Raw genomic sequence first — 25,184 nt, forward strand, 5'->3', positions numbered from 1 at the left:
CCCTCGCGGCGGCCTTCGGGCCTTCAGCGGTAGAGATCGGCGAATCCGCGCAGGATGTCCTTGCCGTCCTGGCGGAACTCGAGATGGGCCTGCGCCCCGTGGATGCGCCCGTCCTCGGAACGCAGGAACTCGACCGGAGCGAGCCTGGACCGCCCGATCGCGCGGAACCCGTCCGGGGCGGCACGCAGATACAGGGTGTGCCGTTCGAAGACCGTGACGGTCGGCTTGACGTAGGAGAAGAGGGGCTCCTCCGTGTCGACCTGGACGTCGAACCCGCCGACCCGCTGCGGCCCCTCGACCAGTTCCGCACCGTTCGCCACGGCGATGATCTGCATGCCGCCGCAGATCCCGAACACCGGGACGTCGGCGGTCATGACCAGGTCGATCAGCGGCCGGTAGTGGTCGCTGTCGTAGGCGCGGACCTTGGTGCCGCTCAGCACGATCGCCTGATAGCGCCCGGCGATCGTGTGCGGCACCGAGGCGGCGTCGACGGCGTCGGTCTCCGATCCCAGCTCCTCGAAACGCCTGCGCAGTTGCTTCAGCGACAGGGTTCCGTTGTTCACCACGAGAACCCGCGATGTGGCCACGAGTCGTCGCTCCTCTCGTCTCGTCCCGGGCGGTCAGGCCCGGGTGATGACCGTGCCGGTGCGGCCGGCCAGCAGTTCGGTGACCGGCGCGCTGCCGATGACGACCCGTTCGACACCGCCGTCCAGTGCCTCCCCGGCCGCCCGCAGCTTCTTGCGCATGCCACCGGTCGCCCCGCGGTCGCGGAAGCCGGCCGCCGCCTCGGCGGTGATCGAGGACACCGGTTCGCCGTCGATCAGCAGGTGCGTGACGTCGGTGACGAGCACCAGGTCGCCGGCTCCGGCCGCCGCCGCGACGGCCGCGGCCGCCCGGTCGGCGTCGGTGTTGACCTCCTGTCCGGCGCCGTTGCGGGCCAGCGGGGTGACCAGGTGGCTGTGGCCGGGCCGCAACTCGCCGAGCAGGCTCGCGTCGACCCCGGTGATCGGGCCGACGAGGTTCTCCAGCTCCACCAGCTCCTTGCCGCGCCACCACCAGCGCTCGCCCTCGCTCGCGCCGACCAGCCCGTCGCTGCCGATCAGCCGCTCGGCCGTCAGGCCCCGGGACTCCAGCCGGGCGATGACCTCCTTGCCGAGGTCCGCGCTGACGGTCTTGATGTCCTCGATGACCTCGGGCGTGGTCCACCGGCTCTGGTTGCCGTAGCGGTCCCGCAGGATCGCCGAGGGGTCGGTGTACCGGGAGCTGAGCCGCTTGAGCGGCTTCGACCAGCCGTGCACCAGGACCAGCGGGCGGACCCGGCCGTGCCCGGCCAGGTCGTCCCACCAGTCCTCGGCGAGGGTGTCCAGGCAGCTGCCGCCGAGCTTGACCACCAAGGGCGCGACCCGGTTCGCGGTGCTCATGCCGGCATCACGGGCTGCATGGTCAGCCCCGTCTCCTCCGGCAGCGCGAACCGCTTGTTGAGGGCCTGCACGGCCTGCCCCGCCGCGCCCTTGACCATGTTGTCCAGCGCGGCCAGCACGACGATGCGCCCGCCGTCCGGGTCGTGCAGCACGGTCACGTCGCAGTAGTTGGAGCCGAGCACCGCCTGCGGGTCCGGCACCGGGATCAGCGTCTCGGTGTTGCGCCGCACCCGCACGAAGCGGTGCCCCTTGTAGAAACGGAGATACGTCCGTTGCAGCGTGCGCGCGTCCACCTCGTCGTCGGTGAACACATAGGCGCTGGCGAGCAGTCCGCGCACATGCGAGACGCCGTACGCGGACATGGTCAGCGACTGCACGTGGCCCGGCTTGCCGCGCTCGAAGAAGTCGCCGACCTCGGCCGCGTGCCGGTGCCCCACCGGTGCGTACGGCGCGATGGCACCGTTGCGCAGCGGGTGCAGATCGGCGGTACGCAGCTGGAGGCCGCCACCGCTCGACCCGCTCTTGCCGTCCACGACCACCGTCCTCAGGTCCAGACCCAGCTCCAGGACCAGCGGGGCGAGCCCCAGGGTGATGGCGGTGGCGTAGCAGCCCGGCAGCGAGATCAGCGAGGCACCGGCCAGCTCCTCGCCGACCAGCTCGGGGACGCCGTAGACGAATCGATCCGCCAGGTCGGTCGCGCGCCGCACCTTCGGGTACCAGCGGTCGTGCAGCTCCGGGGTGCGGATGCGGAAGGCGCCGCTCAGGTCGAGCACACAGGGCACCCGGTCCGCGAGCCGCCCGGCCAGCTCGGCCGAGACCGGCGCGGGCGTCGCGAGGAACACCGCGTCGCACCGCTCGGCGAGTTCGGCGGGGTCCTCCCCGACCGGCTCGACCGTCAGTCCGCCGAAGTCGAGGCGCAGCCCCGGGTGCAGCTGCGCGGGCCGCTTGCCGGCGCTGGACGAGCCGCCGAGGAAGGTCAGTTCCAGCTCCGGATGCTGGACGATCAGCCGGATCAGCTCGCCGCCGGCCAGCCCGGAGGCGCCGACGACACCGACGCGGATCATCCGAGGACCTCCCGCACATGACGGCCGACCGCCGACGTGACGTCCACGCCGGTCGCCGTGGCCACGCCCCGGAAGGCCGGCGCGTGGTTGACCTCGTTGACGACGTAGCCGGACGCCGTCTCGAACAGGTCGACGCCGTAGATTCCGCTGCCGAGGACGTCCACGACGCTGTCCACGATCTTCAGCAGCTCGGGCTGCTGGTCGACCGACTGCGTGCGGTTGCCGAGCGCCGCGTTGTTGCGCCAGTCGGCGCCGCCGCTGACGAACCGCGCGGCGGCCACCAGCTCACGGCCCACGACCAGGCAGCGGACCGAACCGCCCTCGACGAACGGTTCGAGCAGACAGGCCTGCTCGAAGGCGTGGCCGAGGTCCTCGACGTAGTCGTACACGGATTGCGCGGTGTCCGAGTGCCGCAGCAGCGTCACCCGCTTGCCCATGCCGCCGAAGACGGGCTTCAGCACCAGCGGCAGCGAGAACTGCTCCAGCGCCTTCTCGAAGTCCCGGCGGGAGAGCACCAGCCGGAAGTCGGGCACCGGCACCCCCGCCGAGCGCAGCAGCGTGCGCAGCTCCAGCTTGTTCTCACACGCGTGGATCGCCGACGCCGAGTTCAGCGTGGGGATCCGGGAGGCCTCCGCGAGGCTCGCCAGCAGTCCGCCGCGGGTGTAGCTGCGGCTGCGGACGAGTACCGCGTCGTAGTCGCTGATCGAGTCGGCGTCCGGGTCCCCGAGGCACAGGGACTCGTCGTTGACCCACTCGATGTCCAGGTCGAATGCGCTCGCGGCCTGCATCAGCTGGCGTTCCTCCCAGCCGACGCGATCCGCGACGATGGCTACCTTGCCGCCCATGACAGGTCACTCCTCCATGCGCCGGGGGCGCTCACTGGCCCCAGTCGCGGAGCTGGACCTCGACCATCTGGAGGGAGAGCGCGCCGTCGTCGATGTCCTCGACCCGGAGCGTGAGCATGCACTCTGGGCAGGCGAGGGTCTCGCCCTTGACCATCGGAGGGGTGGTCAGATCCGTCTCGCACTCGGGGCAGGCACCGGTGAGGGTGGTGGTGGACATGTGTGGTCTCCAGAACGGTTGGCCGGGCCCGTGCGGCCCGGATGCGGTTCGCGGTGTGCCGAGCGGACTCACAGGGCCCGGAACTCGACGGCGGACTTGCGGACGTCGTCCGCGTTGAGCAGGGGGTTGCCGCGCTCTTCCTGACGGGACGTCAGCCACGCCGTGAAGGCGTCGAGGTCGAGGTCGTCGGCCTCGCCGGCCAGCGCCCACCTGACCAGCGCCGAGGTGAGCCGGGAGCGCACGCGCAGCTCGCGCGCGTTGCCGACCAGCTCGGCGGGCAGGGTCTCGTAGGCCTCCGGGTGGCTGAGCTGGCCGGGCAGCTCGTACGCGAAGGCGTGCGGGGTGGTCGGACCGGACTGGAAGGCCTCGCCCAGCCCCGACCCGGCCAGCGCGACCCGGGACAGCTCGGTGAGGTGGCTGAGGTCGAAGCGGGTGTCGCGGTGCACGACCCGCAGCGAGGTGAGCAGTTCGGCGAGCGGCGCGTTGCCGCCGCGCTCGCCGATCCCGCCGACGGTGGCGGAGATCCACCGGGCGCCGGCCCGCAGGGCGGCCAGCGAGTTGGCGACGGCCATGCCCAGCATGTTGTGCGAGTGGATCTCGATCTCGGAGCCGTCGATGGCGGTGAGATCGGCGATCTTCTCCTCCATCTGCCAGGGGGTGAGATACGCGACCGTCTCCGCGAGCCGGAACCGGTCGGCCCCGGCCTCGAAACCGGCGGTGACATACGGCACCAGCCGCTCCCGGGGCGTACGGGCGCCGTCCTCACCGCTGAAGGTGACGTGGAAGCCGCGGTCCTTGGCGGCCTGGACAGCCGCCCTGGCCACCGCGGTCAGCAGCTTGGCGCTCGGCGTGCCCAGTTTGAGCCGGGCGTGCTGCTCGGACGTCGGGATCGAGAACATCACATGGGTCACCCCGAGCCGCAGGGCCTCGTCGAGCGCCTTGACGACCTGGTGCCGGTCCCGGACCACGACCAGGGACATGCTGCGCTCGGGTCCCACGGACTCGTGAACGGCGAGGATCAGGTCCGCGCCCTTCGACGAGGGCCCGGAGATCATCCCGACCTCGACCAGGTCCACGCCCGTCTTCACCAGCAGGTCGGAGATGACCGCGGCGTCCTTCGGGCCGAACTCCACGCCGGCCATGTGCGCGGAATCCCGGAGGGTCGCGTCGGAAATGTGGGGAAGCCCCTGAGGGAGGCCCCCGTCCTGTGTTGATACCGCCATCGCATTCACTCCTTTGGAATTCGCAGAGAAGCGGAAATCCGGTAAGTGGACGCAGCAGACGCTGAAATGCGAGTGCTGCGGTGGCTGTGCGAACAGCCTTCCGAAAGCGGGTATCGTGCGTCAAGGATCCGCGTGTCAGGGGTATGTGAGATATCGTCAAGCGGACGTGAGCGCAGGAAAGCGGCTCGGAAAGCAGGTCAGAATCCGGGTAATTCATCGCGGAATTACTGACGCGGCCGCCCGGACCGGATTAGCGTCGGCCCCGAGCGGCAGATACGGCAGATTGGTGATCCGTCATGAGTCTTCCCGGCATACCCCGGCTCGGTGTCGTCGTCCCTCCGGAGAACCCGACGGCCGAGCCCGAGTTCCACCGCCTTGTCGGCGACCGGTTGAACGTCTTCGCGGCCCGCTTCCCGGTGACACCGGGCATGGGGCTCCGCGAGATGCTCGACACCTACAACGCCGTCCTGCCGGAGACTCTCGGCAACTTCGGCGGTATGCGCCTCGACGCCGCGGTCGTCGCCTGCAGCGCCTCGCACTATCTGCTCTCGCCCGAGGGCGACCGCAGGTTCTGCGCCGAACTCAGCGAGCGGGCCGGGTATCCGGTGCTGTCCTCGACGCGGGCGATCCTGGCGGCGTGCGCGGCACTGGGGCTCACCCGGCTCACCCTGGTCTCGCCCTACGAGCCCTGGCTGACCGAGACGTCCCGCGGTTACTGGGAGAAGGCCGGCCTGACGGTCGTCCGCACCGTCCTCGTCCCGGCGGGCGCTCCCGGAACGGCCGAGGAGCGCTTCAACCCCTACGAGGTGACCACCGAGTCCCTCCTGGAGCGCGTCCGCACCCAGGCGTTCGGGGACGACGACTCCGCGCTGCTGTTCACCGGCACGGGCATGTACACCCTGGCCGCGCTGGACGAACTCGCCCGCGAGACCGGCCGGGTGCTGCTGACCTCCAACCTGGCCTGCGCCTGGTGGGCGTTGCGCACCCTGGGCGCGGCCGACCCGGAGGAGGCGGGCCACCACCTGCTGCAACGGCTGGCCCGGCGGCCCGGCCAGGCGGTGAGCGCGGCATGAACCGGACCGCGTCCCGTCCCGCGGCCGCCCGGCACCCCCAGGGTGCGCCCGCCCGGCTCACCGGGAGCGCGGTGGTGAAGCTCGCCGAGGACTGGTTCGCCGCCCTCGACCGGCGCGCACCGGTGGCCGACCTGCTGCCCCTGCTCGTCCCCCGCGGCCTCGTCCTGCACCTGCCCGAAGGCGTCTTCCACGAGCGCGAAGGCTTCTGTACGTGGTACGCCGCCGCGAGCCGCGGGCTTGCCTGCGGCGTCCACACCCTCGCCTCCGTCGACGTACGCCTCAACGACGGCCCCAGTGCCGAGGTCCGGCTGGGCGTCGGCTGGCGCGGGACGCGGCGGGACGGTCTGGGACGACGCCGGGCGCCGGCCCATGACGTCCAGCAGATCTGGACCGTGGTGCGGGAAGGGGGCGCGGTGCGGATCCGGACGTGTTCGGTGACGGGGCTGTCGGCGACGTTGCACGTGCTGGCTTGAAGGGGTGCGAGCGCCCCTGCCCCGGTGATCCCCGTACTCCCCGGAATTCCGTTCTTCTGAGACCAGCCGTCCCGTCACCCCCCTCCCGGGACGGCACCCCAGGGCACGGCCGCGACGTCTGGGCGGGCGTCGCGGCCGTGCCTTCTCGCCGGCGCCGGACGTGGGCGGCAAGCCGGAGGGGGTGCGCGGGGCCGGCCGGTGCGAGTCGGCTGTCGGCCCGTCGCGCGGTTTCCCACGGCCCCTGCGGACGTATGGCAGGGACCCCGCTGCCCCAGTGGCGGGGCGGTGTCTCAGGACGTCAGTTCGTCCTCTCCGCGGGCCTGGGGGGCGGTGCGGGTCTGGTCCGCCACTCCCCGGAGGACCACATGCCAGATGTCGGAGAGCTGGGCCTCGGCACCGTCGGTGTGGTCCTTGGCGTGGGCCGACGTGCAGCGCATCTCGGCCTCTGCGCCGGTGATGAGATGGACGACGAGGGCGCGGACGGCCTTGAGGTCGATGCCGTGGCGCAGATCGCGTTCCGTGGCGCTCTCGAGGAGGCGTTCGACGGCGGGCAGCCAGGTGCCCGGCCAGTCGGCCGAGGTGCTGCGCCGCTCACGGCTCAGGCGTGCCGCCGCGCGCACTATCGCCTCCTTCTCCAGCAGCCGGGCGAGCTCCAGTGTCACGCCGACCAGCATCTGCAGCGGCTCGTCGGCGGTGTCGGTGACCCGGTCCAGCGCCGCACGCGTTATCGAGCCACCGCGCACCTGGACCGCGTCGGCCAGGTCGTCCTTCGTGGGGAAGTGGAACGTCAGCGCGCCCATGGAGATGCCGGCCGCCTTGCTGACCCGTGACAACGTCGTCAGGCCGTATCCGTCGCGATCGAAGAACTCGGCCGCCGCCTGCATCAGGGTCTCCCGCGTGCGCGCGGCTCGCTCCTGCTTCACCATGGTCCGTCTCCAGAGATTCGCCCACTGTGGGGCCGTCGCACGGTCCGATGGGGACCGGGCACCGCAGGCCCGTCCAACTCATCGGCAGTCGGCGTTCCTTCCCGTTCCACGCATGTGTTCACATGGCGGACCACGTCCATTGCGACAGCGAATTCTCGCCATGTGTCGCGAGGCCGCCCATGGGTAGCGGAATCTGATCGCACGTGCGTGCGTGAGCACGTATGTCCTTCACTCGCTCGGACGCCCAAGTAACCCGTTCCCTCACGCCGATTAGCTTATGCATAACATCAACACCGGGTAGGTATGCGTGGCTTCGCCTTCTTGGCGCGATCACGCCCCCTCCGGGGATGGCCGCTTCCGGCTCCCCGCGACTCCTGTGAGGTCACCGGCCGACTTGGCAAAGGTGCTGACAACTCCCACAATAACAAAGAGAACGTTCGTTATGGTTTTGGGGTCGCCGTCGCACCGGTCGAGCCGAAGCCGTCACGCGACCACGGGGGTGCGCCTTGCCAGGAGGGAACGCAACATGACGGAGCGCCATACCACTCCGGATCCTCGACCGACCCTGTTCGTCGAGCCGGTGTCGGAGTTCGCGGAGACCCTGTTCGGGTACCTCCCGCGCGCCGACCAGCGCCGCTGGGCCCGCGTCTACCTGCAGGGCCTGCTGGTCGCACCGGGCCGTAAGTCGATCCGGCACCTGGCCGCGGCGGTCTCCGGTTCGCCCACCGCGCCGCAGTCGCTGCACCAGTTCGTCAACGCCAGCCCGTGGGACTGGGCGCCGGCCCGCCGGGAACTGCTCGGCTGGGCGGAGCGGCGGACCGCCGTCCGGGCCCTGTCGATCGGCATGGCCATCCTGCCCAAGCGCGGGGAGCACAGCTGCGGGGTGCACCGCCGGTTCGTGCCCACGCTCGGCCGTACCGTGAACTGCCAGCTGGGACTCGGCCTGTTCGCCTCCTCGGAGGTGGGTGACCTGCCGGTGGACTGGCGGCTGGTGCTGCCGCCGCCGTGGGACAAGGACGCCGGGCTGCGCGAGCGGACCCGGATCCCGGAGTCCGTACGCCATCAGCCGCTGTGGGCCCACGCGGTGTCCCTCGTGGAGGCCGCGGCGGCCGACGGGGTGCGCTTTCCCGTCGTCGCCGACCTCGGGGACTGCCCGGACGCCGGTCCGCTGGCGATCGTGCTGCGCCGGCGCGGGCACGACTTCGTGACCTCGGTCCCGGCGAACCTGCGCGTGCTGCCGGCCGACGCCGACCCGGGCACCCCGTCGGCCGTCCGCCGGACCGACGTGCCCCCGCAGGGCGGCACGTCTGCGCTGGCGCTGCTGCACCGGCGGGGTGGGCGCGGTCCGGTACCGGTCCGGCCGCTGGGGCCCGCCCGCCCCAGGGCCGCCCAGGCCCGGTCCGCGCTGGCCCGGTTGCCGGGTACGCGTCAGGTTTTCCGCCTGTTCACCGAGGTTCACCCGGCCGAGGACCAGCGTCCGCAGGTCTGGATCACCAACCTCCTGGACCGCCCCGCGGACCACCTCCTCGGCCTGGCCCGTCTGAGCCGCGGCACCCATCTCGCCCTCGACCGCCTGGAACAGGACTTCGGCATGCTCGACTTCGAGGGCCGCTCCTACCCCGGCTGGCACCACCACATGACCCTGGTCTCCGCGGCCTGCGCCTATGCCACCACGACGCGGTCCCGCGACCCGGCTCGGGAGATCGCGTGACCGCCGTGACCCACCAGGGGCGGCACGGGTGGGCTCCGGGGGTCCCCGCTGCGGGAGGCGCCCCGCCGGCGCCTTGCCGCGCGATCCCTTCCCGCCGGGGCCGCGGCCCCGCTCGGTGACCGGAACACCGCCCCGCGCACCCGCCCCGGCCCCGCCCCGCGCACCCGCCCCGGCCCGGTCGCCACTCCGACCGCAACCTCCTCGCACCGGCCCGCGCAACACCCTCCGCGTCACCGCACCCCCGACCCCGCCGGCGCCCGATCGCAACCCAACCCCACCGTCCGGTCCGTCCGAGGGAGTCAGTGAGCCCCATGGTCAACGTCCTTGTCGTCGACGAGCACACCGCCGTGGCCGAATCCACCGTGCACGACCTGCGCCGGCAGGGCTACGACGCGCAGAGCGTCGGCACCGGAACAGCCGCCCTGAAACTGCACCTGGCCGCCGACCTGGTGCTGCTCGATCTCGAACTGCCCGACATGGACGGCCTGGAGGTCTGCCGGACCATCAGATCGGTCAGCGACACCCCGATCATCTCGGTCACCGGCAGGGACACCGAACTGGACCGCGTCCTCGCCCTCCAGGCCGGGTCCGACGACTGCGTGCCGAGGTCCTGCGGCTCCCGCGAGATCACGGCCCGCATCCAGGCCGTGATGCGCCGCGCCCGCCCGCGCTCGGCCGGCGCACGGACCCTGACGGTCGACGGTCTGCGCATCGACGGAGGCTCGCGCGAGGTGCGCCTGCACGGCGGCACGGTCGACGTGACCGCCAAGGAGTTCGACCTGCTCTATCTGCTGGCCTCCTGCCCGGCCACCGTGGTCTCCCGCCGGGAGATCATGACTCAGATCTGGGAGAGCGACCGAGTGGCGTCGAGCCGCACCCTCGACACCCACGTCAGCAGCCTGCGCGCGAAGCTCGGCAGCGACTGGATCGTCACGGTGCGCGGCGTCGGCTACCGCATCGGCCGCGGCCGGCCGGGCTCGGGCGCCTCCGACGACCTCGCGGGCCCACCCACCGGCCCGCCGCCGCACGCCCGGTCCGTCGACCGGCCGCCGGAGCCGATACCCACCGGCCCGCCGCCACCGCACTCCTCGCCCACCGACGTCCTGCCGGACCCCACCGCTCCCGTCACCGATTCCCTACCCGCAACCCCGCACCGGGCGGCACCCCGCCCTGCCTCCCGCGGCTACTTCGCCAACTTCCCGAGGTCGCTCCCGGAACCGAGCCCCATCATAAAAACCGAACGGTAGCTATGTAATCTCGGTGACCAGATCGCCCGATCACCGGGGTGGCCCACGCCCCGCCGTCGGAGGCACCCGCTCCGCAGCGGCCCCGCCCCACCCTCCTCCCGAGCGCCGTCCAGTGCTCACCGGTCCCGTCGTACGCGTGCGGTAGCCGCAGGCCGCGTCACGCCCGGAGACGCAGGACGTACCGATCGCAAGGACTGTGATGACGGACATGACCACGGCACCCGCGGCCGAGACGGACGAGCAGCGCTCGGCCCGCTTCGAGCGGGACGCACTCGTCCTGCGGACCCCGCTGTACGCCCAGGCCATGCGATTGACCCGGAACCCCGCGGACGCGGAGGACCTGGTGCAGGAGACGTACGCACGGGCCTACCGGGGCTTCCACCGCTTCCATCCGGGTACCAACCTGCGGGCCTGGATGTTCCGGATCCTGAAGAACACCTATCTGACGTCCTACCGCAGGAAGCAGACGGAGCCGCGCTGCACGCCCACCTCCGAGTTCGAGGACTGGCAGCTCGTGAACGTCGCCTCGCACACCTCCCGCGGGCTGCCGTCGGCCGAGGCCCAGGTCATGGATCTGATCCCGGATCCCGAGGTGAGCCGGGCGCTGATGGCCATCCCGGACGGCTTCCGGGTCGTCGTCTACCTGGCCGACGTCGAGGGACTGCCGTACGAGGAGATCGCGACCCTGGTCGGCATCCCGGCCGGCACCGTCAACTCCCGCCTGCACCGCGGCCGCAGGCGCCTGCGCATGCTCCTGGAGGGCCACCACGGCCTGACCGCACGACCGTTGGCCTCCGAGGAGACGAACTAGGACCCGCCCGAACCCCCTCGGGCGGGTCCTTCCGCTACCGACCGCCATTCCGACCGGTGCCGCAGCGCGGCCAGACGTACGAAGGTGTGAGTGACACCCCCATGACGACCCAGACACCCACCAGCGCCGCGCCGGTCGCCGAACCGGCCAGGAGGCTGCCGCTGTCCGCGCTGCTCGCGCTGGCCACGGCCGTGTTCATCACCAGCCTCACCGAGACGCTGCCGGCCGGACTGCTGCCCGCGATCAGCGCCGATCTGCACGTGAGCGAGTCGGCGACCGGGCAGACCGTGACCGTGTACGCGGTCGGGACGGCGCTCACCGCGATCCCGCTGACGGCCGCCACCGCCGGCTGGCGGCGCAAGCTGCTGCTGCAGAGCGCCGTCGCGGGCTTCGCCCTGGCCAACACCGTGACGGCGCTGTCCTCCGACTATCCGCTCACCATGGTCGCCCGGTTCGTCGCGGGCGTGGCGGCGGGCCTCGCCTGGGCGCTGCTCGCCGGATACGCCCGGCGCCTCGCCCCGCCGCATCTGCAGGGCCGGGCCCTGGCCATCGCGATGGCCGGCATCCCCGTCGCGCTCTCCCTGGGCGTGCCCGCCGGAACCTTTCTCGGCACCGCGGTCGGCTGGCGCACCGCGTTCCTGACCATGACCGGGCTCACCGTCCTGCTGATCGGCTGGATCGCCGCCGCGGTCCCCGACTTCCCCGGGCAGCGGCGCGGCGCCCGCGTCCCGATGCTGCGCTCCCTCACGGTTCCCGGCGTCAGCCCGGTGCTCTTCGTGACCCTGGTCTACGTCCTTGCTCACACCCTCCTGTACGCCTACATCGCGACGCTCCTCGACGACCTCGGCCAGGGCGGCGCCACCGATCTGGTGCTGCTGGTGTTCGGCGCGGCCTGCCTGCTGAGCATCTGGGTCGTCGGCGCGTACATCAGCCGCCGGCTGCGGGCCCTGACCGTGGGGTCCGTGCTCCTCATCGCCGCGGGCGCCGCGCTGTTCGCGGTGCCGGCCGAGCAGCCGGCCCTCGTCTGCACCGCCGCCGCGCTGTGGGGTCTGGGCTGGGGCGGTGTCCCCACGCTGTTGCAGACCGCCGTGGGGAACGCCGGCGGCGACCAGGCGGACGGCGCCCAGGCGATGCTCGTGACCCTGTGGAACGTGGCCATGGCCGGCGGCGGGGTGGCGGGCGGCATCCTGCTCGACACGCTCGGCGCCGTCTCCCTGCCGCGCGGCCTGCTCCTGCTGCTGGTCCCCGTGCTCGTGACGGTCGTCGCGGCCCGCACCCACGGGTTCCCGGCGGCGCGCCGCGACGGCGCCTGAGAGCGGCGGGCGGAAGCGGGCGGGCCCAGGAGAGCGGGCCGGGCCGCCAGAGAGCCCTCGCCCGCGAGGACACCGGACCCCACGGCCGGGAACGGCCCGTGGCGTCCGGTGTCCTGCGGTCGTTTCCGGATGCGTGTCACACCCGTCCGGTCACCGCCCGGTCCATCCCCCGTCCACCGCCATCGCGGCGCCGGTGACGAACGAGGACCGGTCGCTGCACAGCCACACGGCGGCCTCCGCCACCTCCTTGGGTGCCGCCATCCGCCGCTGCATGGAGCGGGCGACGAAGGGCTCCTCCAACTCGGGCTGCTCGTCGAGCACGTCGTTCATCAGTTCGGTCCGGGTGCTGCCCACGATCAGCGAGTTCACCCGTACCCCTCGCTGTCCGTACTCGTCCGCCGCGGCCCGGCTCAGCCCCACCACCGCGTGTTTGGCGGCGATGTAGGGGGAGGCGGTCCCGGTGGCGATCACCCCGGCGACGCTGGCGGTGTTGACGATGGAACCGCCCCCGCCCGTCGCCAGCATGGCCGGCACCTCGTACTTGAGGCAGTTCCACACCCCTCGCAGATTGACGTCGATGATCTGGTCGAACACGGAGTCCTCGGTCTCGTGCAGGGGAGTCCCCGCCGTCGCCCAGCCCGCGTTGTTGAACGCGCCGTCCAGCTGTCCGTACGTGTCGACCGCGGTGTCCACCGCGCACCGCACGTCGTCGGGCCGGACGACGTCCCCCGCCACCGCGGTGGCCCTGCCGCCCTCGGCGACGATCTCCTTGACGAGCACCTCCAGCATGTGGGCGCGGCGTGCCAGCAGCACCACCGCGGCTCCCTCGGCGGCGAACAGCCGGGCGGCGCCCGCCCCTATGCCGCTCGACGCCCCGGTGACGATGACGACTTTTCCGTCCAGCATTCCTCGTACGCTCATTCCCCGTCCTTAGGCCGTACCGCGAGCCCATGACGCCTCGATGCGTCGTGTGCCGCGATGATGTGCGCAATTCGGATGTTGTGCGGATCCTCATGGGTGATGCGGTACTTCACCGGTGCGTCGTTGCACCGGTCTGCCGGAGCGGCGAGGTGATTCCTCGGGCCTCGCGCCCCGGAGCTCCGTGCCGGGCCCGGCGGCCCGGCCGCCGGGTCAGGCCAGGGACTGTCCTCCGTCCACGGTCACCACGGTCCCGGTCACATAGGCGTTGGCCATCACGAACACGGCGGCGGACGCGGCCTCCTCGGCGGTCCCGTAGCGCCCGAGCGGCAGATGGCTGCCGGCGGCGGCGACCGCGGCGTCCGCCTCGGCGGGGTGCGCCTCGGCCACCTTCAGCCGGCGGCGCAGCGGCGGGGTGTCGACCATGCCGGCGCGGATCGCGTTGACCCGGACGCGGCGGGCCGCCAGCTCGACGGCGAGTGCCCGCACCAGACCCTCGCAGGCCGCGGCTGAGGCGATCGCGGCGGCGGCGCCGGTCACCGGACGCACGGTGTAGATACCGGACGTCAAAGTGATCGACCCGCCGGCCGGCAGCCGTTCGGCGGCGACCCGGGCGGCGGCGTAGCCGCCCCAGAACCGTACGTCGAAGGCCCCGTGCGCCCGCTCCCGGTCCGCGTCCGCGAGCGGGGCGCGGGTCGCGGCGCCCGCCGTCACCAGGACGTGGTCCAGCGGCCCGGCCCGGTCGAAGACCTCGATGAGGCGCGCCTCATCGGTCACGTCGGCCGTCCAGGACGTCGCCACGGTCCCGTCGGGCAGGTCGGCGGCGGCCGCCTTCAGCCGTGGTCCGTCCCGGGCGACGAGGTGCAGTCGCGCCCCGCTGCCGGCGAGCAGGCGTGCGGCCGCCAGGCCGATGCCCGAACTGCCGCCGAGGACCAGGACGTTGTGCCCGCAAAGGGCCGTGGGCAGAGGAGTACGGAACGGGACGGGCCTCGTGGTCACACCGACCTCCGGGACGCAGGGACGTACATGCCGGGACGAGCGGTTTCGGCCATGCCCGGCAGGTCACCGGGCGCGATGGTGCGGCTGTTCAGGGCGCACGGCCCCTTTGCCGGCCCACCTGCCGCTGTGGGGGCGGCAGATGGGCGGACGGTGTGCGCGGCTGCGGGGAGAAGGACCCCCGCGGCTCACGCGGCGAGCGCCGTGGCGCGCCGGACGCTCACCTTGATCTGCTCCGCCGTCCGCGTGACGGCGAGGCCGGGGATCAGCAGTTCCCACATCTTGACGGTCCGCTGCGGCAGGTCGGACCGGCGGTACAGCAGGTCGGAGTAGAGCTGGACGCCGGTACACGCCCCGACCAGGAACTCGGCCACGTCACGCGGGGAGACGTTCTCCCGCAGCTCGCCCTTCTCCTGAGCGACGGTCAGACACTCCTCGAAGATCTTCTCCCATGCCGAGTACGACGAGGCGTCGCGGAACTCCAGGTTGGACTGCTCGACGGCGAGCCGGACGCCGGCTCGGAGCATCGGATCCCGCTGGAGCTGGCGCGACCAGGCGAGCGTGATGTCCACTGCCCGTTGCAGCCCCGTGGACTCCAGGAGCGGGACGATGGTGTCCGGTTGGCCGTTCATGACCTCCCGGGCGATGGCTTCCTTGTTCGTGAAGTGGAAGTAGACGGCGCCGAGGGTGACCCCTGCCCGTTTCATGATCTCCCGCATGCTGGCCCCGTTGTACCCGCGTTCGTCGAAGACCTCGGCGGCGGCGCGGATGATCTCGTCTCGTGTCCTGATGGCTCGATCCTGCTTGGGTTCCGGCATCGAACATCCGGCCTCTCTCGACAAACAAAAAGAACGCACGTTATGTTACTGGCCTCGGGCCTGCTTGGCCAGCGTCCGAGGCATTCGACGTGGCTGAAGTCACCGTTTCTGGGGAGCCTGATGACTCACACCGCCCAGCTCAGCTCTGCCCTGCCCGCGTTAGCCCACACGGTCGCCAAGGAGGACGTCCACAAGCGCGACGGCGACGAGGTCCTCCTGGTCTGCTGGGAGCGCACCGGTTCGGACACCTTCACCGTGATCGCCGTATGGCCGTCCGACCACTGCTTCTACCAGACCGTGAACGGCCTCTACGACCCGCTGCTGTTCATCGAGACCGTCCGGCAGAACGTCCCGCTGATCTCGCACGTCGGCTACGAGGTCCCGTTCGGACACCATCTCATCTGGCAGGACCTGACCTGCGAGGTCAGCCCGGCGGCCCTGCAGGTCACCGACGCTCCCGCCGTCATCGAACTGCGCATCTCCTGCTCCCAGGTGACCCGGCGCGGCCCCCGCATGGCCGCGCTGACGATGGATCTCGTCGCCCTGCGCGACGGGGTCCACCTGGGCACCGCCCGCGCCCGCTTCACCAGCAACCCGCCCGGGGTCTACCGGCGGCTGCGCGGTTCCCACGCCGACCTGCAGCAGTCCGTCGCCGCGGCCCTGCCGCCCGCCGCGCCCCTCGACGCCGGACGCGTGGACCGAGCACGGGAGTCGGACGTCGTGCTGTCCGACGGCGACTTCCCCGGCCGCTGGCTGCTGCGCGGGGACACCTCCCACCCAGTCCTTTTCGACCACCCCGTCGACCACGCCCCCGGCATGCTGCTGCTGGAGGCGGCCCGCCAGGCGGCGCACGCGATGTCCACGACGCCGGGCCTGGCCCCGGTGCGCTTCGACGCGAAGTTCTCCCGCTTCGTCGAACTGGACGTCCCCTGCTGGATAGCGACGGAGACCACCGTCCCGGACCTGACCGGGCGGCCGAGTGTCTCGATCACCGCCGTGCAGGCAGGCGAGGCCGCCTTCACCTGCTCGGTGGCCTGCCACACCTCGTCGCTGTCGCACGCCGCCTGAACAGCGCCGTCCCGTACGAAGAGGTGGACCGATCCCGTCGGCGCGTCCACCGGTGCGGCCAGCGCGGAGGGGGTCCACCGGGGGTGTGGCGACGGGATCGGGGGCAGGGCGCGACCGTGCGTATGCGCCCGCGCGGGCCGGGAGTACCGGGGCGCTCGTACGACCCGCCGCCCGCCCGGGTTGGTGTCCGCAGGAGATCCGCCGGGCCTGAGCCCGAGACCAGCCGCACCCACCTCGACGCCGTGACCGCCCCTGCGGACGGGACGACCCGCCCCGGCATCGAGCAGGGCCTGATCGCACTCGGCTTCGACGCCGCGTTCGCCCGCACCCACCTGGCGCGACGGAGCCGCGCGGTCAGGGCCGAGGGCACCACTCACCACTGAAGGCGGCATCTCTCTCGTGACACTTCGGGCCGCGTCGAGCCACTGACTCCTAGGACCTGTCCGGCGGATCTTGCTGGTCACGTGGTCTCGGCGCCAGGCATGATGCTGGAGTGGATGAGTGGGCAGATTTCTTCATTGCGCCTGATGACGAGTCGGCGGCTGCGGTCAAGGGCTTCAGCCCGCGCCCAGCGTGCAAGATCGTTCCTGTGGATATCTACGATCCTGCGGATGCCGTAGTCGAGTGGGAGAGCCTCTTCACCGGAGACAGTCCGCAAGAGCTCATGCGGGCCGGCGAGCCGCAGGTACTGACTGAGATCACGAACGATGGCTGCTACGTCTTCGTGATTTCGGAGCGGCTCCAGGCCTTGCTCGCGACTGAAGATCCGCTGCGACTTGAAGATGTTGCTCGTAAGTGGTCGCACCTGCGGCGGGTTGATGCGGAGTTCGTCGAGGAAGGCGAGGCTGTCAGCCACCTTGCCGAGCTGGCATCCTTGGCCCGCACTGCCACTGGCCGGGGAGCCCGGCTTTACTGTTCCGTGCGGTAGCGGTCTGGGAGGCACCACAGCCTGATCGAAGCGAGGGTGATTGTGCCGTGAAACACGTATGCGCGCTTGTCGTAGCGCGTGGCAACGGCCCGGGACTGCTTGAGTCGATTGATCGTCCGCTCGACTTCGTTGCGGCGCTTGTACATCTCCTTGTCGAATCCAGCGGGCCGGCCTCCCCGGCTGCCGCGGCGTCGGCGGTTGGCCTGCTGGTCCCTCGGCTCGGGGATGGTGTGCTTGATCTGGCGTCGACGCAGGTAGCGGCGATTGCGGCGAGAGCTGTAGGCCTTATCACCGCCCAAGTGGTTGGGACGCGTACGCGGGTGCCCTCCGCGGGGGCGCTTGACCCGGATACGTTCCAGGACGGGGATCATCTGCGGGCTGTCGCCCCACTGGCCGGGGGCCAGCGGCCGGCAACCGCCCTCCCCGGCAAGGTGGATCTTGCAGGTCAGACCGCCCCGGGAACGGCCGAGACCCTCGTCGGGGCGGTGCTGCCGAGGTAATGACTTCCTCTTCGGGATCCGTGGCGCTCTGCGCGGCGCCCCGGCCGCGTGCTGGTCGGCCCGACACGAGGTGGAGTCCACGCTCACCATGCTCCAGTCGATCCGCCCCTCGGCGCCGGCATCCGCCAGGACGGCCTGGAGGATCCGGTCCCAGGTGCCGTTTGCGGACCACCGGCGATGGCGCTCATAGACGGTCTTCCAGCTCCCGAACCGCTCCGGCAGATCCCTCCACGGGATGCCGGTGCGGACCCTGAACAGGATCCCGTTGATCACCGTCCTGTGGTCGTTCCATCGCCCGCCCCGGCGACCGGACTTCGGCAGATACGGCGCGATCCGCGCCCACTCGTCGTCTGTCAGATCGCCCCGCCCCACGAGCGAAACGATGACCCCCCAAGCGAGGCGGTCACATGATCCGCCGGACAGAACCTAGTGCCGTAGCAGGCAACGTTTGCCCTGTAACCGCCTGGGGCGTCAGCTCGTGCTGAGTGGTGCGCTCTCCTCAGCGTCGAGCTGGTGGTCCGCCCAGATGTAGCTTTCGGGAAGCAGGTTGGTGACGGGCGCCATCCGGAGGCCGTCGCTTGTCCCGACGATGACCTTCAGCGCTGGGAAGTAGTCAAGTAGGACCTGTCGGCAGCGGCCGCATGGGGACACGACGCCTCGGTCGCGGTCGCCCACGGCGACGATGGTGTCCAGGTCGTAGGCGCCCTGGGCGGCAGCAGCGCCGATGAGGACCAGCTCCGCGCAGGGTCCTCCGGTGAAGTGGTAGGCGTTCACCGCGGTGATGATCCGGCCGTCTCGGGTGCGGGCCGCAGCCGCCATGGTGTGGTTGTCGCCCCGGCAGCGTGTGGCCGCGACGTGCGCCGCTGCCTGGATCAGCTCGTGGTCGACACGGTCGGTCTGTGTGGTCATCTTCTCTGCCTTCATGCGGTTTCAGGCGATGTTGGCCCTGTCGACGACGGCGCGTAGACGCTGGTCGTCGGCGTGGCGGTTTCGCCAGATGATGTAACGGCGGATCATGCTGCCCTGCTCCTTGTGGCTGGCGTGGTCGGTGCCGTCGAGGGTGAAGTAGCGCAGGGCGGTGAACTGGGCTTCTATGCGGTTGAGCCAGGAGCTGTTGGTCGGGGTGTAGGCGATCTCGACATTGTTCGCCGCGGCCCAGGTGCCGACCTGCTGGCACTTCTTCGTGGTCAGGTGCGGGGAGTAGTTGTCACAGATGATCGCGATACGGACCTGGGGCGGGTAGAGGGTGCGCAGGTAGCGGCAGAACTCCAGGAACTGGGTGCGCTTCTTGACCGGCTTGATGTGGCCGTAGAGCTTGTCCTTGGCCAGGTCCAGGGCGGCGAACAGGTGCCGTACTCCGCCGTAGCGGTTGTAGGTCGCCCGCCGTCTGCGGCGTGGTTCGCGGTCGGGGTCCTTGTGTTTGCCGGAGCGTTCGGCCCACTGCCGGCCCGGGTGGGGCATCAGGTTGAGTGGTCCGAACTCGTCCATGCAGAAGACGGCTTCGGGTTCGTCCGCCTCGGGTATGACCTCGCCGTCGGCGATCGCGTAGAGGTGTTCGACGCGGGCTTTCTTGGCCGCGTAGTCGGGGGCGCGGGAGGTCTTCCAGGTCTTTATGCGTTGAAAGGAGACGCCTTCCTCGCGGAGCAGGATGCGCAGGCCCTCGTGGCTGATGTCGTCGACCACCCCCTCGGCGACCAGGAAGTCCGCCAGCTTGGTCAGGCTCCACGTCGAAAAGGGCAGGTCGTGTTCGGTCGGCTTGGACTTCGCGATCTTCTTGATCTCGCGCCGCTCGGGCAGGGTGAATGTCTTGGGCCGGCCGCCCTTGTACTTCGGATACAGCGAGTCGAAGCCGTCGGCGTTGAAGTTGTGGATCACGTCCCGGACCCGGTCCGCGCTGGTGAACGTCACTTCGGCGATCTTCGCCACCGGCATGCCCTGGGCGGACAGCAGGACCATCTGGGCGCGCCGCCAGGTCACCACCGACCCGGTTCCCCGGCGGATGATCCGAAGCAGCCGCCTGCCTTCGTCATCGTCGACCTCGCGTACACGTACTCGTTCTGCCACCCGGACAGGGTGACGGTCACGCGCCGCCCGGCACAGCACCGGGACGGCGCGTCACATCACAACAGGGCAAACGTTGCCTGCTACGGCACTAGCTGCCGCAGGGTCAAGTTCGTGCGCCAGTAGGTTGTCACCAGCAGCACACGGTCCTCCAAAGACAGACTCCAAGGGCGGCCTTTACGTATCGGGTCCGCGCCTTCCCGGCGTAACGCGGTGATCAGCTTGTGGAAGCCGCGCGGGCTCAGTCCGCTGAACGGGGCTATCCAGGAAGGCTCCGACGCCGTGATCACACCAGTCACAGCGTGATCATGGCATCACACTGGCTGGGGAGAAGTGATCACCCTCTCCTCCGTGGAGATCGCGGTCAAAAGGGCGGTTCGCTGCTGCAGCCACCCGCCCACAGATCTGCGTCTTGCTCGTCAGACAGCGCACCTGTGTCTTCTCCCCAGGACTTGAGACCACGGCCAGCAATAAAGCGATACGAACGGTTGTCGCTGGAGACCAACACATCACGGACCAGCGGCGTAAGAAGGGCACGCTGCTGAAGGAGCTCCGGGGCGTCCAGGAGCGAAACAGCCGCAGCAATGGCCGCTTCCTGAACAGCAAGGTCCGGAGCGTGGAGGAAAGCAGAGACAGCCTGGAAGAGCCCGGGACGCAGCGCCCGGACCTGGACGGACTCTGAATGCTCCTCCAGGCAAAGCCCTACGCCTGCCATGTGCGCCTCTGCCTCGCTGCCGACCTCGATGGCCACCGACGTCACCCAGTCCAGCAAGGCAGCGCGCAGCGGAAGGACTCGGCCGTCACGGTCGATCACAAAGGTGCCCGTGTGCGGGTCGCTGAGGATCGCCGCCACATACAGTGCCGCAGGCACGGTCGCGGAGTAGATCGTGTTCTGGTGATGCACCGGGTCGTTGAGGTGCCGCAGAGCCCTGGCCTGTGCGCCGGCGTCGTCCGCCAACAGTCCGGCCAGCAGAGCAGGGGTTCCTGCGGCCGACCCACAGGCATGCTCGAGTGAAGCCCAGTCGGTCCCCGCCAACAGATCCCACGGGTCTGGCAGCAGATCGTCAACATCCGTGATCGTCACACGTTGAGTATGGCTGTTGCTCCCACGCCTGACCCTGCCACCTCATGCGCATAGCGGGACAACCCTTAGCTCCTCGGGTGCGAGGAGCAGACCCTCGCCTCCGGCGCGCAGGTCCGGCTGCCGGGAACATCTCCGCGGGTGTGGGGAGCAGTGGGCGTCGGGGTGCCCCCCGGCGGCGGCGTAGGGAACATCCCTGCGGGTGCGGGGAGCAGGCGTTCCCATTCTCCATCGGGGTGATCAATACGGGAACATCCCCGCGGGTGCGGGGAGCAGACCACCGGTACCCAGACCCTCACGCCGTACGAGGGAACATCCCCGCGGGTGCGGGGAGCAGATGGGTTCTCCTCCTGCTCCGGTCCGGAGCGGGGGAACATCCCCGCGGGTGCGGGGAGCAGGGCTCGTACAAGCTGGCCAAGGTCCCCAAGTCGGGAACATCCCCGCGGGTGCGGGGAGCAGCCATCCTCGTTCGGCCCGCGCCCGCCATCGGCAGGAACATCCCCGCGGGTGCGGGGAGCAGGGCGCCGCTGACGGTGACACCGTGGGCGGCCGGGGGAACATCCCCGCCGGTGCGGGGAGCAGTGTCGTTGTAGGTCTCCTCGGGCATCCAGTTCGGGAACATCCCCGCGGGTGCGGGGAGCAGAGGGCCTGCGCGTTCTTGCCGATCGCCACGGCGGGAACATCCCCGCGGGTGCGGGGAGCAGGGAGACGGCGACCGCCACGGCCTCCGAGTGGGAGGAACATCCCCGCGGGTGCGGGGAGCAGGCCGCGGTCCGCTCGGCGCCCTGGATGTCCTTGGGAACATCCCCGCGGGTGCGGGGAGCAGCTGTGGAATCTTCCGATTCCCTTCGCACGTCCGGGAACATCCCCGCGGGTGCGGGGAGCAGATCCAGGGCACCGCGGGCACCCCGGACACTCTGGGAACATCCCCGCGGGTGCGGGGAGCAGATCAAGCCCGAACTGTCCCGCCGCATGGGTACGGGAACATCCCCGCGGGTGCGGGGAGCAGGCGCCGTCGGTCCAGGCTCGCCTTCCATTCATGGGAACATCCCCGCGGGTGCGGGGAGCAGAGCACCGGCCCCAGCCGCAGCGCGCCATCCTCGGGAACATCCCCGCGGGTGCGGGGAGCAGATTCGCGGGTCGAAGGCGGCGCCAACGACGAGGGGAACATCCCCGCGGGTGCGGGGAGCAGTCCGTCTCCATCAGTTCGCCGTCGGTCGCACAGGGAACATCCCCGCGGGTGCGGGGAGCAGTTCGTGACGTACAGGTTCGTGGTCTGCGCGCCGGGAACATCCCCGCGGGTGCGGGGAGCAGACTGGATGAGCTGCGAGTTTGCCGCTGATCCTGCAGTGGATTGGTCACTTTCAACGGTGCCGGCAATTCACCTATAGTGGACATATATGGATTCATAACCATGAAATGCCTTGAATTGCAGCCGACTTCAAATTCTTTCAGCTTACGGCTCGTGGGTGTTGCTGTTGGTGTTGTGCTGCGGTTTCGGACCTGAGGGCGGCCTGATTTGGGGAACGGGCATGGGCGGTGGCTGGTTGGCTGTATGTCTCTTGTATGAGCGGTGGGGGAGTTGGCGGTTCGGGTCTTCTGTGTCGTCTTGATGCGCGGGCAAGGAGCGTGTGGGCGAAGCATGATCGTGATGGGGATGGGTGGCTGCCGTTGTGGCGGCATATGGAGGACAGCGCGTGGGTGGCGGGTCGGCTTTGGGATGAGTGGTTGCCGGCCGGTGTGCGTGGGCTGATCGCTGAGGTTTTGCCGGGTGAGGAGGCAGATGGGCGCCGGCTGGTGGTGTGGCTGGCGGGGGTGCATGACATCGGTAAGGCGACGCCGGCTTTCGCCTGTCAGGTGGAGTTTCTGGCTGAGGCGATGCGTGATGTGGGGCTGGTGATGCGTTCGCGGCAGGGGATGGGGCCGGATCGGCGGCTTGCGCCGCACGGGCTGGCCGGGCAGGTGTTGTTGGGGGAGTGGCTGGTGGAGCGGTATGGGTGGGCGGCTGGTGAGACGGGGCAGTTCACGGTGGCGGTGGGTGGGCATCACGGGGTGCCGCCGGAGCGGGGGCAGATCAAGGCCTTGTACGAACATGAGGAGTTGCTGCGGGCGCCTGGCCGCGGGAGCGGGGTGTGGCGGCAGGTGCAGGGCGGGCTGCTGGATGCCTGTGCTGCGGAGTTCGGGGTGGAGGACCGGTTGGAGGCGTGGCGGTCGGTGCGGCTGCCGCAGCCGGTGCAGGTGTTGCTGGGTGCCGTGGTCATCGTCGCTGACTGGATCGCCAGCAACCCGGACCTGTTCCCCTACTTTCCGGATGCCGCTGGTCAGAGTGGTGAGGAGCGGTGTGCGGCGGCGTGGCAGGGGCTGAATTTGCCGGCGCCGTGGCGGCCTGAGGAACTGGCGGGCGATGCACAGGGATTGTTTGCTTCGCGGTTCGGGCTGCCGGTGGGTGCGAAGGTGCGGCCGGTGCAGGAGGCGGCGTTTGAGCTGGCCCGGGAGATGGATGCGCCGGGGTTGATGGTGATCGAGGCGCCGATGGGGGAGGGGAAGACCGAGGCGGCGCTGGCGGTGGCCGAGGTGTTCGCGGCACGGTCGGGAGCGGGAGGCGTGTTTTTCGCGCTTCCCACGATGGCTACCGGGAACGCGATGTTTCCGCGGCTGCTGGAATGGCTGGACCGGCTCCCGTCTGCCGGCGGGGTACGGCATTCCGTGCACCTGGCGCATTCGAAGGCCGCGCTCAACGACGAATTTGCCGGACTGATGGCACGTGGTGGGTGGGTCCGTGCCGTTGACCTGGATGCCCCTGAGCCGTCCGGGCACCGGTTGTCGGGGGACGCCCGGCGGGCGGGCGCGGAGTTGGTGGCGCATGCGTGGTTGCGTGGCCGTAAGAGGGCGATGCTGGCCTCGTTCGTGGCGGGCACGATTGATCAGTTGCTGTTCGCCGGGTTGAAGAGCCGGCATCTGGCGCTGAGGCATTTGGCGGTGGCGGGCAAGGTCGTCGTCATCGACGAGGCGCATGCGTACGACACGTACATGAGTGTGTATCTGGATCAGGTGCTGTCGTGGCTGGGGGCGTATCGGGTTCCGGTGGTGGTGCTGTCGGCGACGTTGCCGGCCGGGCGGCGCCGTGAGCTGGTGGCCGCGTATGCGGGACGTGCCGAGGCGGACGCCGAAATGGACTTGGACGCAGAGCCTGGGGCGTATCCGGTGCTGACGGCGGTGGTTGCGGGCGGTGTGCCGGTGGTCCGGTGCCCGGCGGCCTCCGGCCGGGGCGTGGACGTCTGTTTGGAGCGGTTGCCTGACGGTCTGGATGTTCTCGCCGACCGGCTTGAGAGGGAGCTTGAGGGCGGCGGCTGTGTGCTGGTGGTGCGCAACACGGTCAAGCGGGTGCTGGAGGCTGCGTCGGTGCTGCGGGCCCGGTTCGGTGAGGGTGCGGTGACTGTCGCGCATTCGTGCTTTGTCGATGTCGACCGTGCGGCCAAGGACCGTGATCTGCTGGAGCGGTTCGGCCCGCCGGGGAAGGCGGTGGGACGGCCGGAGAGCGGGCACATCGTGGTCGCCAGCCAGGTGGCCGAGCAGTCCTTGGACGTGGACTTCGATCTGCTGGTCTCTGACTTGTGCCCGGTGGACCTGTTGCTGCAGCGGATGGGGCGGCTGCACCGCCATCAGCGGGGCAAGGAGCAGGGGGAGCGGCCGGTTCGACTGCGGACGGCGCGATGCCTGCTGACCGGTGTCGACTGGCAGGGGGACGTACCGGTGCCGGTCCGCGGGTCGGTGGCGGTGTACGGGGCGTATGCGCTGCTGCGGTCGGCCGCGGTCCTGCTGCCGCATTTCGACGGCGGGGGTGAGCGGCCGGTGCGGCTGCCGGCCGACATCAGCCCGCTGGTGCAGGCAGCGTACGCGGACGCATCGGCCGGACCCGATGCCTGGGCTGCAGCGATGGCTGAGGCGCGGGCCGGGTTCGAGCGGCATCATGCGGACCAGGCCGATCGTGCGCGGGTGTTCCGGCTGGGGGACGTCGGCCGTCCGGGGCGGCCGCTGTTCGGGTGGGTGGCCGCCGGAGTGGGGGACGCGGACGACACCCGCGCGGGGCGGGCGCAGGTCCGCGACAGCCGGGAGAGCCTGGAGGTCGTCGTCGTGCAGCGCCGCGCCGACGGGAGCCTTGCCACGCTGCCGTGGCTGACGCCGGACAAGAAGGGCCGGCAGCGCGGCGGCCTGGAACTGCCGCTGGAACAGGTACCCCCGACGTTCACCGCACGGGTGGCGGCAAGCTGCGGGCTGCGGCTGCCGTTGCAGTTCTCCTACGCCGAGACTATGGACCGGGCGATCGCGGAACTGGAGCAGCTGTATGCCCGCGCGTGGCAGGGCAAGGACAGTCCTTGGCTGTCCGACCAGCTGATTCTGGCGCTGGACGAGGATTGTCAGACCCGGCTGGCAGGATTTTCGCTCCGGTACAGCCAACGTGACGGACTGGAGGTGACCCGTGATTGAAC

General features: G+C 70.5%; 24 protein-coding genes, 1 pseudogene and 1 CRISPR repeat array. Of the genes and pseudogenes, 9 read left to right on the forward strand and 16 right to left on the reverse strand.

Going from position 1 to position 25,184, the window contains the following annotated elements:
- Positions 1-23: 23 nt before the first annotated feature.
- The 6 genes from AB0P24_RS30035 to AB0P24_RS30060 all read right to left on the reverse strand — a co-directional run bounded on the left by AB0P24_RS30035 (position 24) and on the right by AB0P24_RS30060 (position 4,770).
- Complete coding sequence (locus AB0P24_RS30035; RefSeq protein WP_365799406.1) at positions 24-587, reverse strand: gamma-glutamyl-gamma-aminobutyrate hydrolase family protein; 564 nt, start codon at positions 585-587, stop codon at positions 24-26.
- 33 nt (positions 588-620) lie between these two features.
- Positions 621-1,421, reverse strand: a complete 801-nt coding sequence (locus AB0P24_RS30040) for an acetylglutamate kinase (protein ID WP_365799408.1) — start codon at positions 1,419-1,421, stop codon at positions 621-623.
- The gene (argC, locus tag AB0P24_RS30045; protein ID WP_365799410.1) at positions 1,418-2,485 is read right to left on the reverse strand and encodes an N-acetyl-gamma-glutamyl-phosphate reductase; all 1,068 of its coding nucleotides are present in this window, start codon (positions 2,483-2,485) and stop codon (positions 1,418-1,420) included. Before argC ends, AB0P24_RS30040 begins: the two co-directional genes overlap by 4 nt.
- A complete protein-coding gene (locus AB0P24_RS30050; protein ID WP_365799412.1) occupies positions 2,482-3,330 on the reverse strand; it encodes a RimK family alpha-L-glutamate ligase in 849 nt (282 codons plus the stop codon). The genes argC and AB0P24_RS30050 overlap by 4 nt, the downstream gene beginning before the upstream one ends.
- A 31-nt stretch (positions 3,331-3,361) precedes the next feature.
- The gene (locus AB0P24_RS30055; protein ID WP_181806726.1) at positions 3,362-3,547 is read right to left on the reverse strand and encodes a lysine biosynthesis protein LysW; all 186 of its coding nucleotides are present in this window, start codon (positions 3,545-3,547) and stop codon (positions 3,362-3,364) included.
- Positions 3,548-3,615: 68 nt separating this feature from the next.
- Complete coding sequence (locus AB0P24_RS30060) at positions 3,616-4,770, reverse strand: isopropylmalate synthase (protein WP_365799414.1); 1,155 nt, start codon at positions 4,768-4,770, stop codon at positions 3,616-3,618.
- Positions 4,771-5,066: 296 nt separating this feature from the next.
- Here AB0P24_RS30060 and AB0P24_RS30065 point away from each other — a divergent pair, with 296 nt between their 5' ends.
- Together AB0P24_RS30065 and AB0P24_RS30070 are read left to right on the forward strand one after the other, a co-directional pair.
- Positions 5,067-5,843 carry an arylmalonate decarboxylase gene (locus AB0P24_RS30065; RefSeq protein WP_365799416.1) on the forward strand — a complete coding sequence of 259 codons (777 nt, stop codon included), beginning with the start codon at positions 5,067-5,069 and terminating at the stop codon, positions 5,841-5,843.
- Positions 5,840-6,316, forward strand: a complete 477-nt coding sequence (locus AB0P24_RS30070) for a nuclear transport factor 2 family protein (protein ID WP_365799418.1) — start codon at positions 5,840-5,842, stop codon at positions 6,314-6,316. Before AB0P24_RS30065 ends, AB0P24_RS30070 begins: the two co-directional genes overlap by 4 nt.
- 290 nt (positions 6,317-6,606) lie before the next feature.
- Here the strand turns inward: AB0P24_RS30070 and AB0P24_RS30075 are convergent, their stop codons facing one another.
- Entirely contained in the window at positions 6,607-7,242 is a 636-nt protein-coding gene (locus AB0P24_RS30075) for a TetR/AcrR family transcriptional regulator (RefSeq protein ID WP_365799420.1), read from the reverse strand.
- A gap of 526 nt (positions 7,243-7,768) precedes the next feature.
- Between AB0P24_RS30075 and AB0P24_RS30080 the strand changes: the two genes are divergently transcribed.
- From AB0P24_RS30080 to AB0P24_RS30095, 4 genes are all read left to right on the forward strand, one after another.
- Positions 7,769-8,953 (forward strand): transposase, encoded by a 1,185-nt coding sequence (locus tag AB0P24_RS30080; protein ID WP_365799422.1) that lies wholly within the window; start codon positions 7,769-7,771, stop codon positions 8,951-8,953.
- A 311-nt stretch (positions 8,954-9,264) separates the two neighbouring features.
- Positions 9,265-10,200 (forward strand): response regulator transcription factor, encoded by a 936-nt coding sequence (locus AB0P24_RS30085; RefSeq protein WP_365799424.1) that lies wholly within the window; start codon positions 9,265-9,267, stop codon positions 10,198-10,200.
- Between the two features lie 208 nt (positions 10,201-10,408).
- The gene (locus tag AB0P24_RS30090; protein ID WP_365799426.1) at positions 10,409-11,011 is read left to right on the forward strand and encodes a sigma-70 family RNA polymerase sigma factor; all 603 of its coding nucleotides are present in this window, start codon (positions 10,409-10,411) and stop codon (positions 11,009-11,011) included.
- A gap of 101 nt (positions 11,012-11,112) precedes the next feature.
- Entirely contained in the window at positions 11,113-12,324 is a 1,212-nt protein-coding gene (locus tag AB0P24_RS30095) for an MFS transporter (protein WP_365799428.1), read from the forward strand.
- 150 nt (positions 12,325-12,474) lie between these two features.
- Here AB0P24_RS30095 and AB0P24_RS30100 read toward each other — a convergent pair whose 3' ends face one another.
- From AB0P24_RS30100 to AB0P24_RS30110, 3 genes are all read right to left on the reverse strand, one after another.
- Complete coding sequence (locus AB0P24_RS30100) at positions 12,475-13,245, reverse strand: glucose 1-dehydrogenase (protein WP_365799430.1); 771 nt, start codon at positions 13,243-13,245, stop codon at positions 12,475-12,477.
- A 210-nt stretch (positions 13,246-13,455) separates the two neighbouring features.
- The gene (locus AB0P24_RS30105; RefSeq protein WP_365799432.1) at positions 13,456-14,241 is read right to left on the reverse strand and encodes an SDR family oxidoreductase; all 786 of its coding nucleotides are present in this window, start codon (positions 14,239-14,241) and stop codon (positions 13,456-13,458) included.
- 185 nt (positions 14,242-14,426) lie between these two features.
- Complete coding sequence (locus tag AB0P24_RS30110; protein ID WP_365799434.1) at positions 14,427-15,056, reverse strand: ScbR family autoregulator-binding transcription factor; 630 nt, start codon at positions 15,054-15,056, stop codon at positions 14,427-14,429.
- Between the two features lie 120 nt (positions 15,057-15,176).
- On the opposite strand from AB0P24_RS30110, the gene AB0P24_RS30115 reads away from it, so the two are divergent.
- Both AB0P24_RS30115 and AB0P24_RS30120 read left to right on the forward strand, forming a co-directional pair.
- Positions 15,177-16,124 carry a ScbA/BarX family gamma-butyrolactone biosynthesis protein gene (locus AB0P24_RS30115; RefSeq protein ID WP_365799436.1) on the forward strand — a complete coding sequence of 316 codons (948 nt, stop codon included), beginning with the start codon at positions 15,177-15,179 and terminating at the stop codon, positions 16,122-16,124.
- Between the two features lie 242 nt (positions 16,125-16,366).
- Positions 16,367-16,507, forward strand: a complete 141-nt coding sequence (locus tag AB0P24_RS30120; RefSeq protein WP_365799438.1) for a hypothetical protein — start codon at positions 16,367-16,369, stop codon at positions 16,505-16,507.
- Positions 16,508-16,584: 77 nt separating this feature from the next.
- Here AB0P24_RS30120 and AB0P24_RS30125 read toward each other — a convergent pair whose 3' ends face one another.
- From AB0P24_RS30125 to AB0P24_RS30150, 6 genes and pseudogenes are all read right to left on the reverse strand, one after another.
- Positions 16,585-16,980 (reverse strand): hypothetical protein, encoded by a 396-nt coding sequence (locus AB0P24_RS30125; protein ID WP_365799440.1) that lies wholly within the window; start codon positions 16,978-16,980, stop codon positions 16,585-16,587.
- A 53-nt stretch (positions 16,981-17,033) separates the two neighbouring features.
- Positions 17,034-17,924 carry an IS5 family transposase gene (locus AB0P24_RS30130; protein WP_365799442.1) on the reverse strand — a complete coding sequence of 297 codons (891 nt, stop codon included), beginning with the start codon at positions 17,922-17,924 and terminating at the stop codon, positions 17,034-17,036.
- 99 nt (positions 17,925-18,023) lie between these two features.
- Entirely contained in the window at positions 18,024-18,461 is a 438-nt protein-coding gene (locus AB0P24_RS30135) for a cytidine deaminase (RefSeq protein WP_365799445.1), read from the reverse strand.
- A gap of 21 nt (positions 18,462-18,482) precedes the next feature.
- On the reverse strand, positions 18,483-19,616 hold the full coding sequence (locus tag AB0P24_RS30140; protein ID WP_365799447.1) for an IS630 family transposase: 1,134 nt from the start codon (positions 19,614-19,616) through the stop codon (positions 18,483-18,485).
- A gap of 83 nt (positions 19,617-19,699) precedes the next feature.
- Positions 19,700-19,912, reverse strand: a pseudogene (locus AB0P24_RS30145) (IS5/IS1182 family transposase); the annotation flags it as partial.
- Positions 19,913-19,977: 65 nt separating this feature from the next.
- Positions 19,978-20,697, reverse strand: coding sequence for a hypothetical protein (locus AB0P24_RS30150; protein WP_365799449.1), 720 nt, complete (start codon positions 20,695-20,697; stop codon positions 19,978-19,980).
- A gap of 122 nt (positions 20,698-20,819) precedes the next feature.
- Positions 20,820-22,008: direct repeats of the CRISPR family, unit length 29 nt; unit sequence GGGAACATCCCCGCGGGTGCGGGGAGCAG.
- Between the two features lie 369 nt (positions 22,009-22,377).
- On the opposite strand from AB0P24_RS30150, the gene cas3 reads away from it, so the two are divergent.
- Positions 22,378-25,182: a CRISPR-associated helicase Cas3' gene (gene cas3 / locus AB0P24_RS30155; RefSeq protein ID WP_365799451.1), complete on the forward strand. Its 2,805-nt coding sequence runs from the start codon at positions 22,378-22,380 to the stop codon at positions 25,180-25,182.
- Positions 25,183-25,184: the final 2 nt, after the last annotated feature.

It is taken from the genome of Streptomyces sp. NPDC086519 (genome assembly GCF_040686075.1).
Classification (GTDB): domain Bacteria; phylum Actinomycetota; class Actinomycetes; order Streptomycetales; family Streptomycetaceae; genus Streptomyces; species Streptomyces shenzhenensis.

What these genes read in the sequence shown, in the direction of transcription:
- argC (WP_365799410.1), bottom strand. Translation starts at nt 2,485, where the DNA reads ATGATCCGCGTCGGTGTCGTCGGCGCCTCCGGGCTGGCCGGCGGCGAG.
- AB0P24_RS30110 (WP_365799434.1), bottom strand. Translation starts at nt 15,056, where the DNA reads ATGCCGGAACCCAAGCAGGATCGAGCCATCAGGACACGAGACGAGATC.
- cas3 (WP_365799451.1), top strand. Translation starts at nt 22,378, where the DNA reads ATGGAGGACAGCGCGTGGGTGGCGGGTCGGCTTTGGGATGAGTGGTTG.
- AB0P24_RS30080 (WP_365799422.1), top strand. Translation starts at nt 7,769, where the DNA reads ATGACGGAGCGCCATACCACTCCGGATCCTCGACCGACCCTGTTCGTC.
- AB0P24_RS30135 (WP_365799445.1), bottom strand. Translation starts at nt 18,461, where the DNA reads ATGACCACACAGACCGACCGTGTCGACCACGAGCTGATCCAGGCAGCG.
- AB0P24_RS30085 (WP_365799424.1), top strand. Translation starts at nt 9,265, where the DNA reads ATGGTCAACGTCCTTGTCGTCGACGAGCACACCGCCGTGGCCGAATCC.
- AB0P24_RS30100 (WP_365799430.1), bottom strand. Translation starts at nt 13,245, where the DNA reads ATGAGCGTACGAGGAATGCTGGACGGAAAAGTCGTCATCGTCACCGGG.
- AB0P24_RS30055 (WP_181806726.1), bottom strand. Translation starts at nt 3,547, where the DNA reads ATGTCCACCACCACCCTCACCGGTGCCTGCCCCGAGTGCGAGACGGAT.
- AB0P24_RS30115 (WP_365799436.1), top strand. Translation starts at nt 15,177, where the DNA reads ATGACTCACACCGCCCAGCTCAGCTCTGCCCTGCCCGCGTTAGCCCAC.
- AB0P24_RS30060 (WP_365799414.1), bottom strand. Translation starts at nt 4,770, where the DNA reads ATGGCGGTATCAACACAGGACGGGGGCCTCCCTCAGGGGCTTCCCCAC.
- AB0P24_RS30090 (WP_365799426.1), top strand. Translation starts at nt 10,409, where the DNA reads ATGACCACGGCACCCGCGGCCGAGACGGACGAGCAGCGCTCGGCCCGC.
- AB0P24_RS30095 (WP_365799428.1), top strand. Translation starts at nt 11,113, where the DNA reads ATGACGACCCAGACACCCACCAGCGCCGCGCCGGTCGCCGAACCGGCC.
- AB0P24_RS30075 (WP_365799420.1), bottom strand. Translation starts at nt 7,242, where the DNA reads ATGGTGAAGCAGGAGCGAGCCGCGCGCACGCGGGAGACCCTGATGCAG.
- AB0P24_RS30070 (WP_365799418.1), top strand. Translation starts at nt 5,840, where the DNA reads ATGAACCGGACCGCGTCCCGTCCCGCGGCCGCCCGGCACCCCCAGGGT.
- AB0P24_RS30040 (WP_365799408.1), bottom strand. Translation starts at nt 1,421, where the DNA reads ATGAGCACCGCGAACCGGGTCGCGCCCTTGGTGGTCAAGCTCGGCGGC.
- AB0P24_RS30050 (WP_365799412.1), bottom strand. Translation starts at nt 3,330, where the DNA reads ATGGGCGGCAAGGTAGCCATCGTCGCGGATCGCGTCGGCTGGGAGGAA.
- AB0P24_RS30065 (WP_365799416.1), top strand. Translation starts at nt 5,067, where the DNA reads ATGAGTCTTCCCGGCATACCCCGGCTCGGTGTCGTCGTCCCTCCGGAG.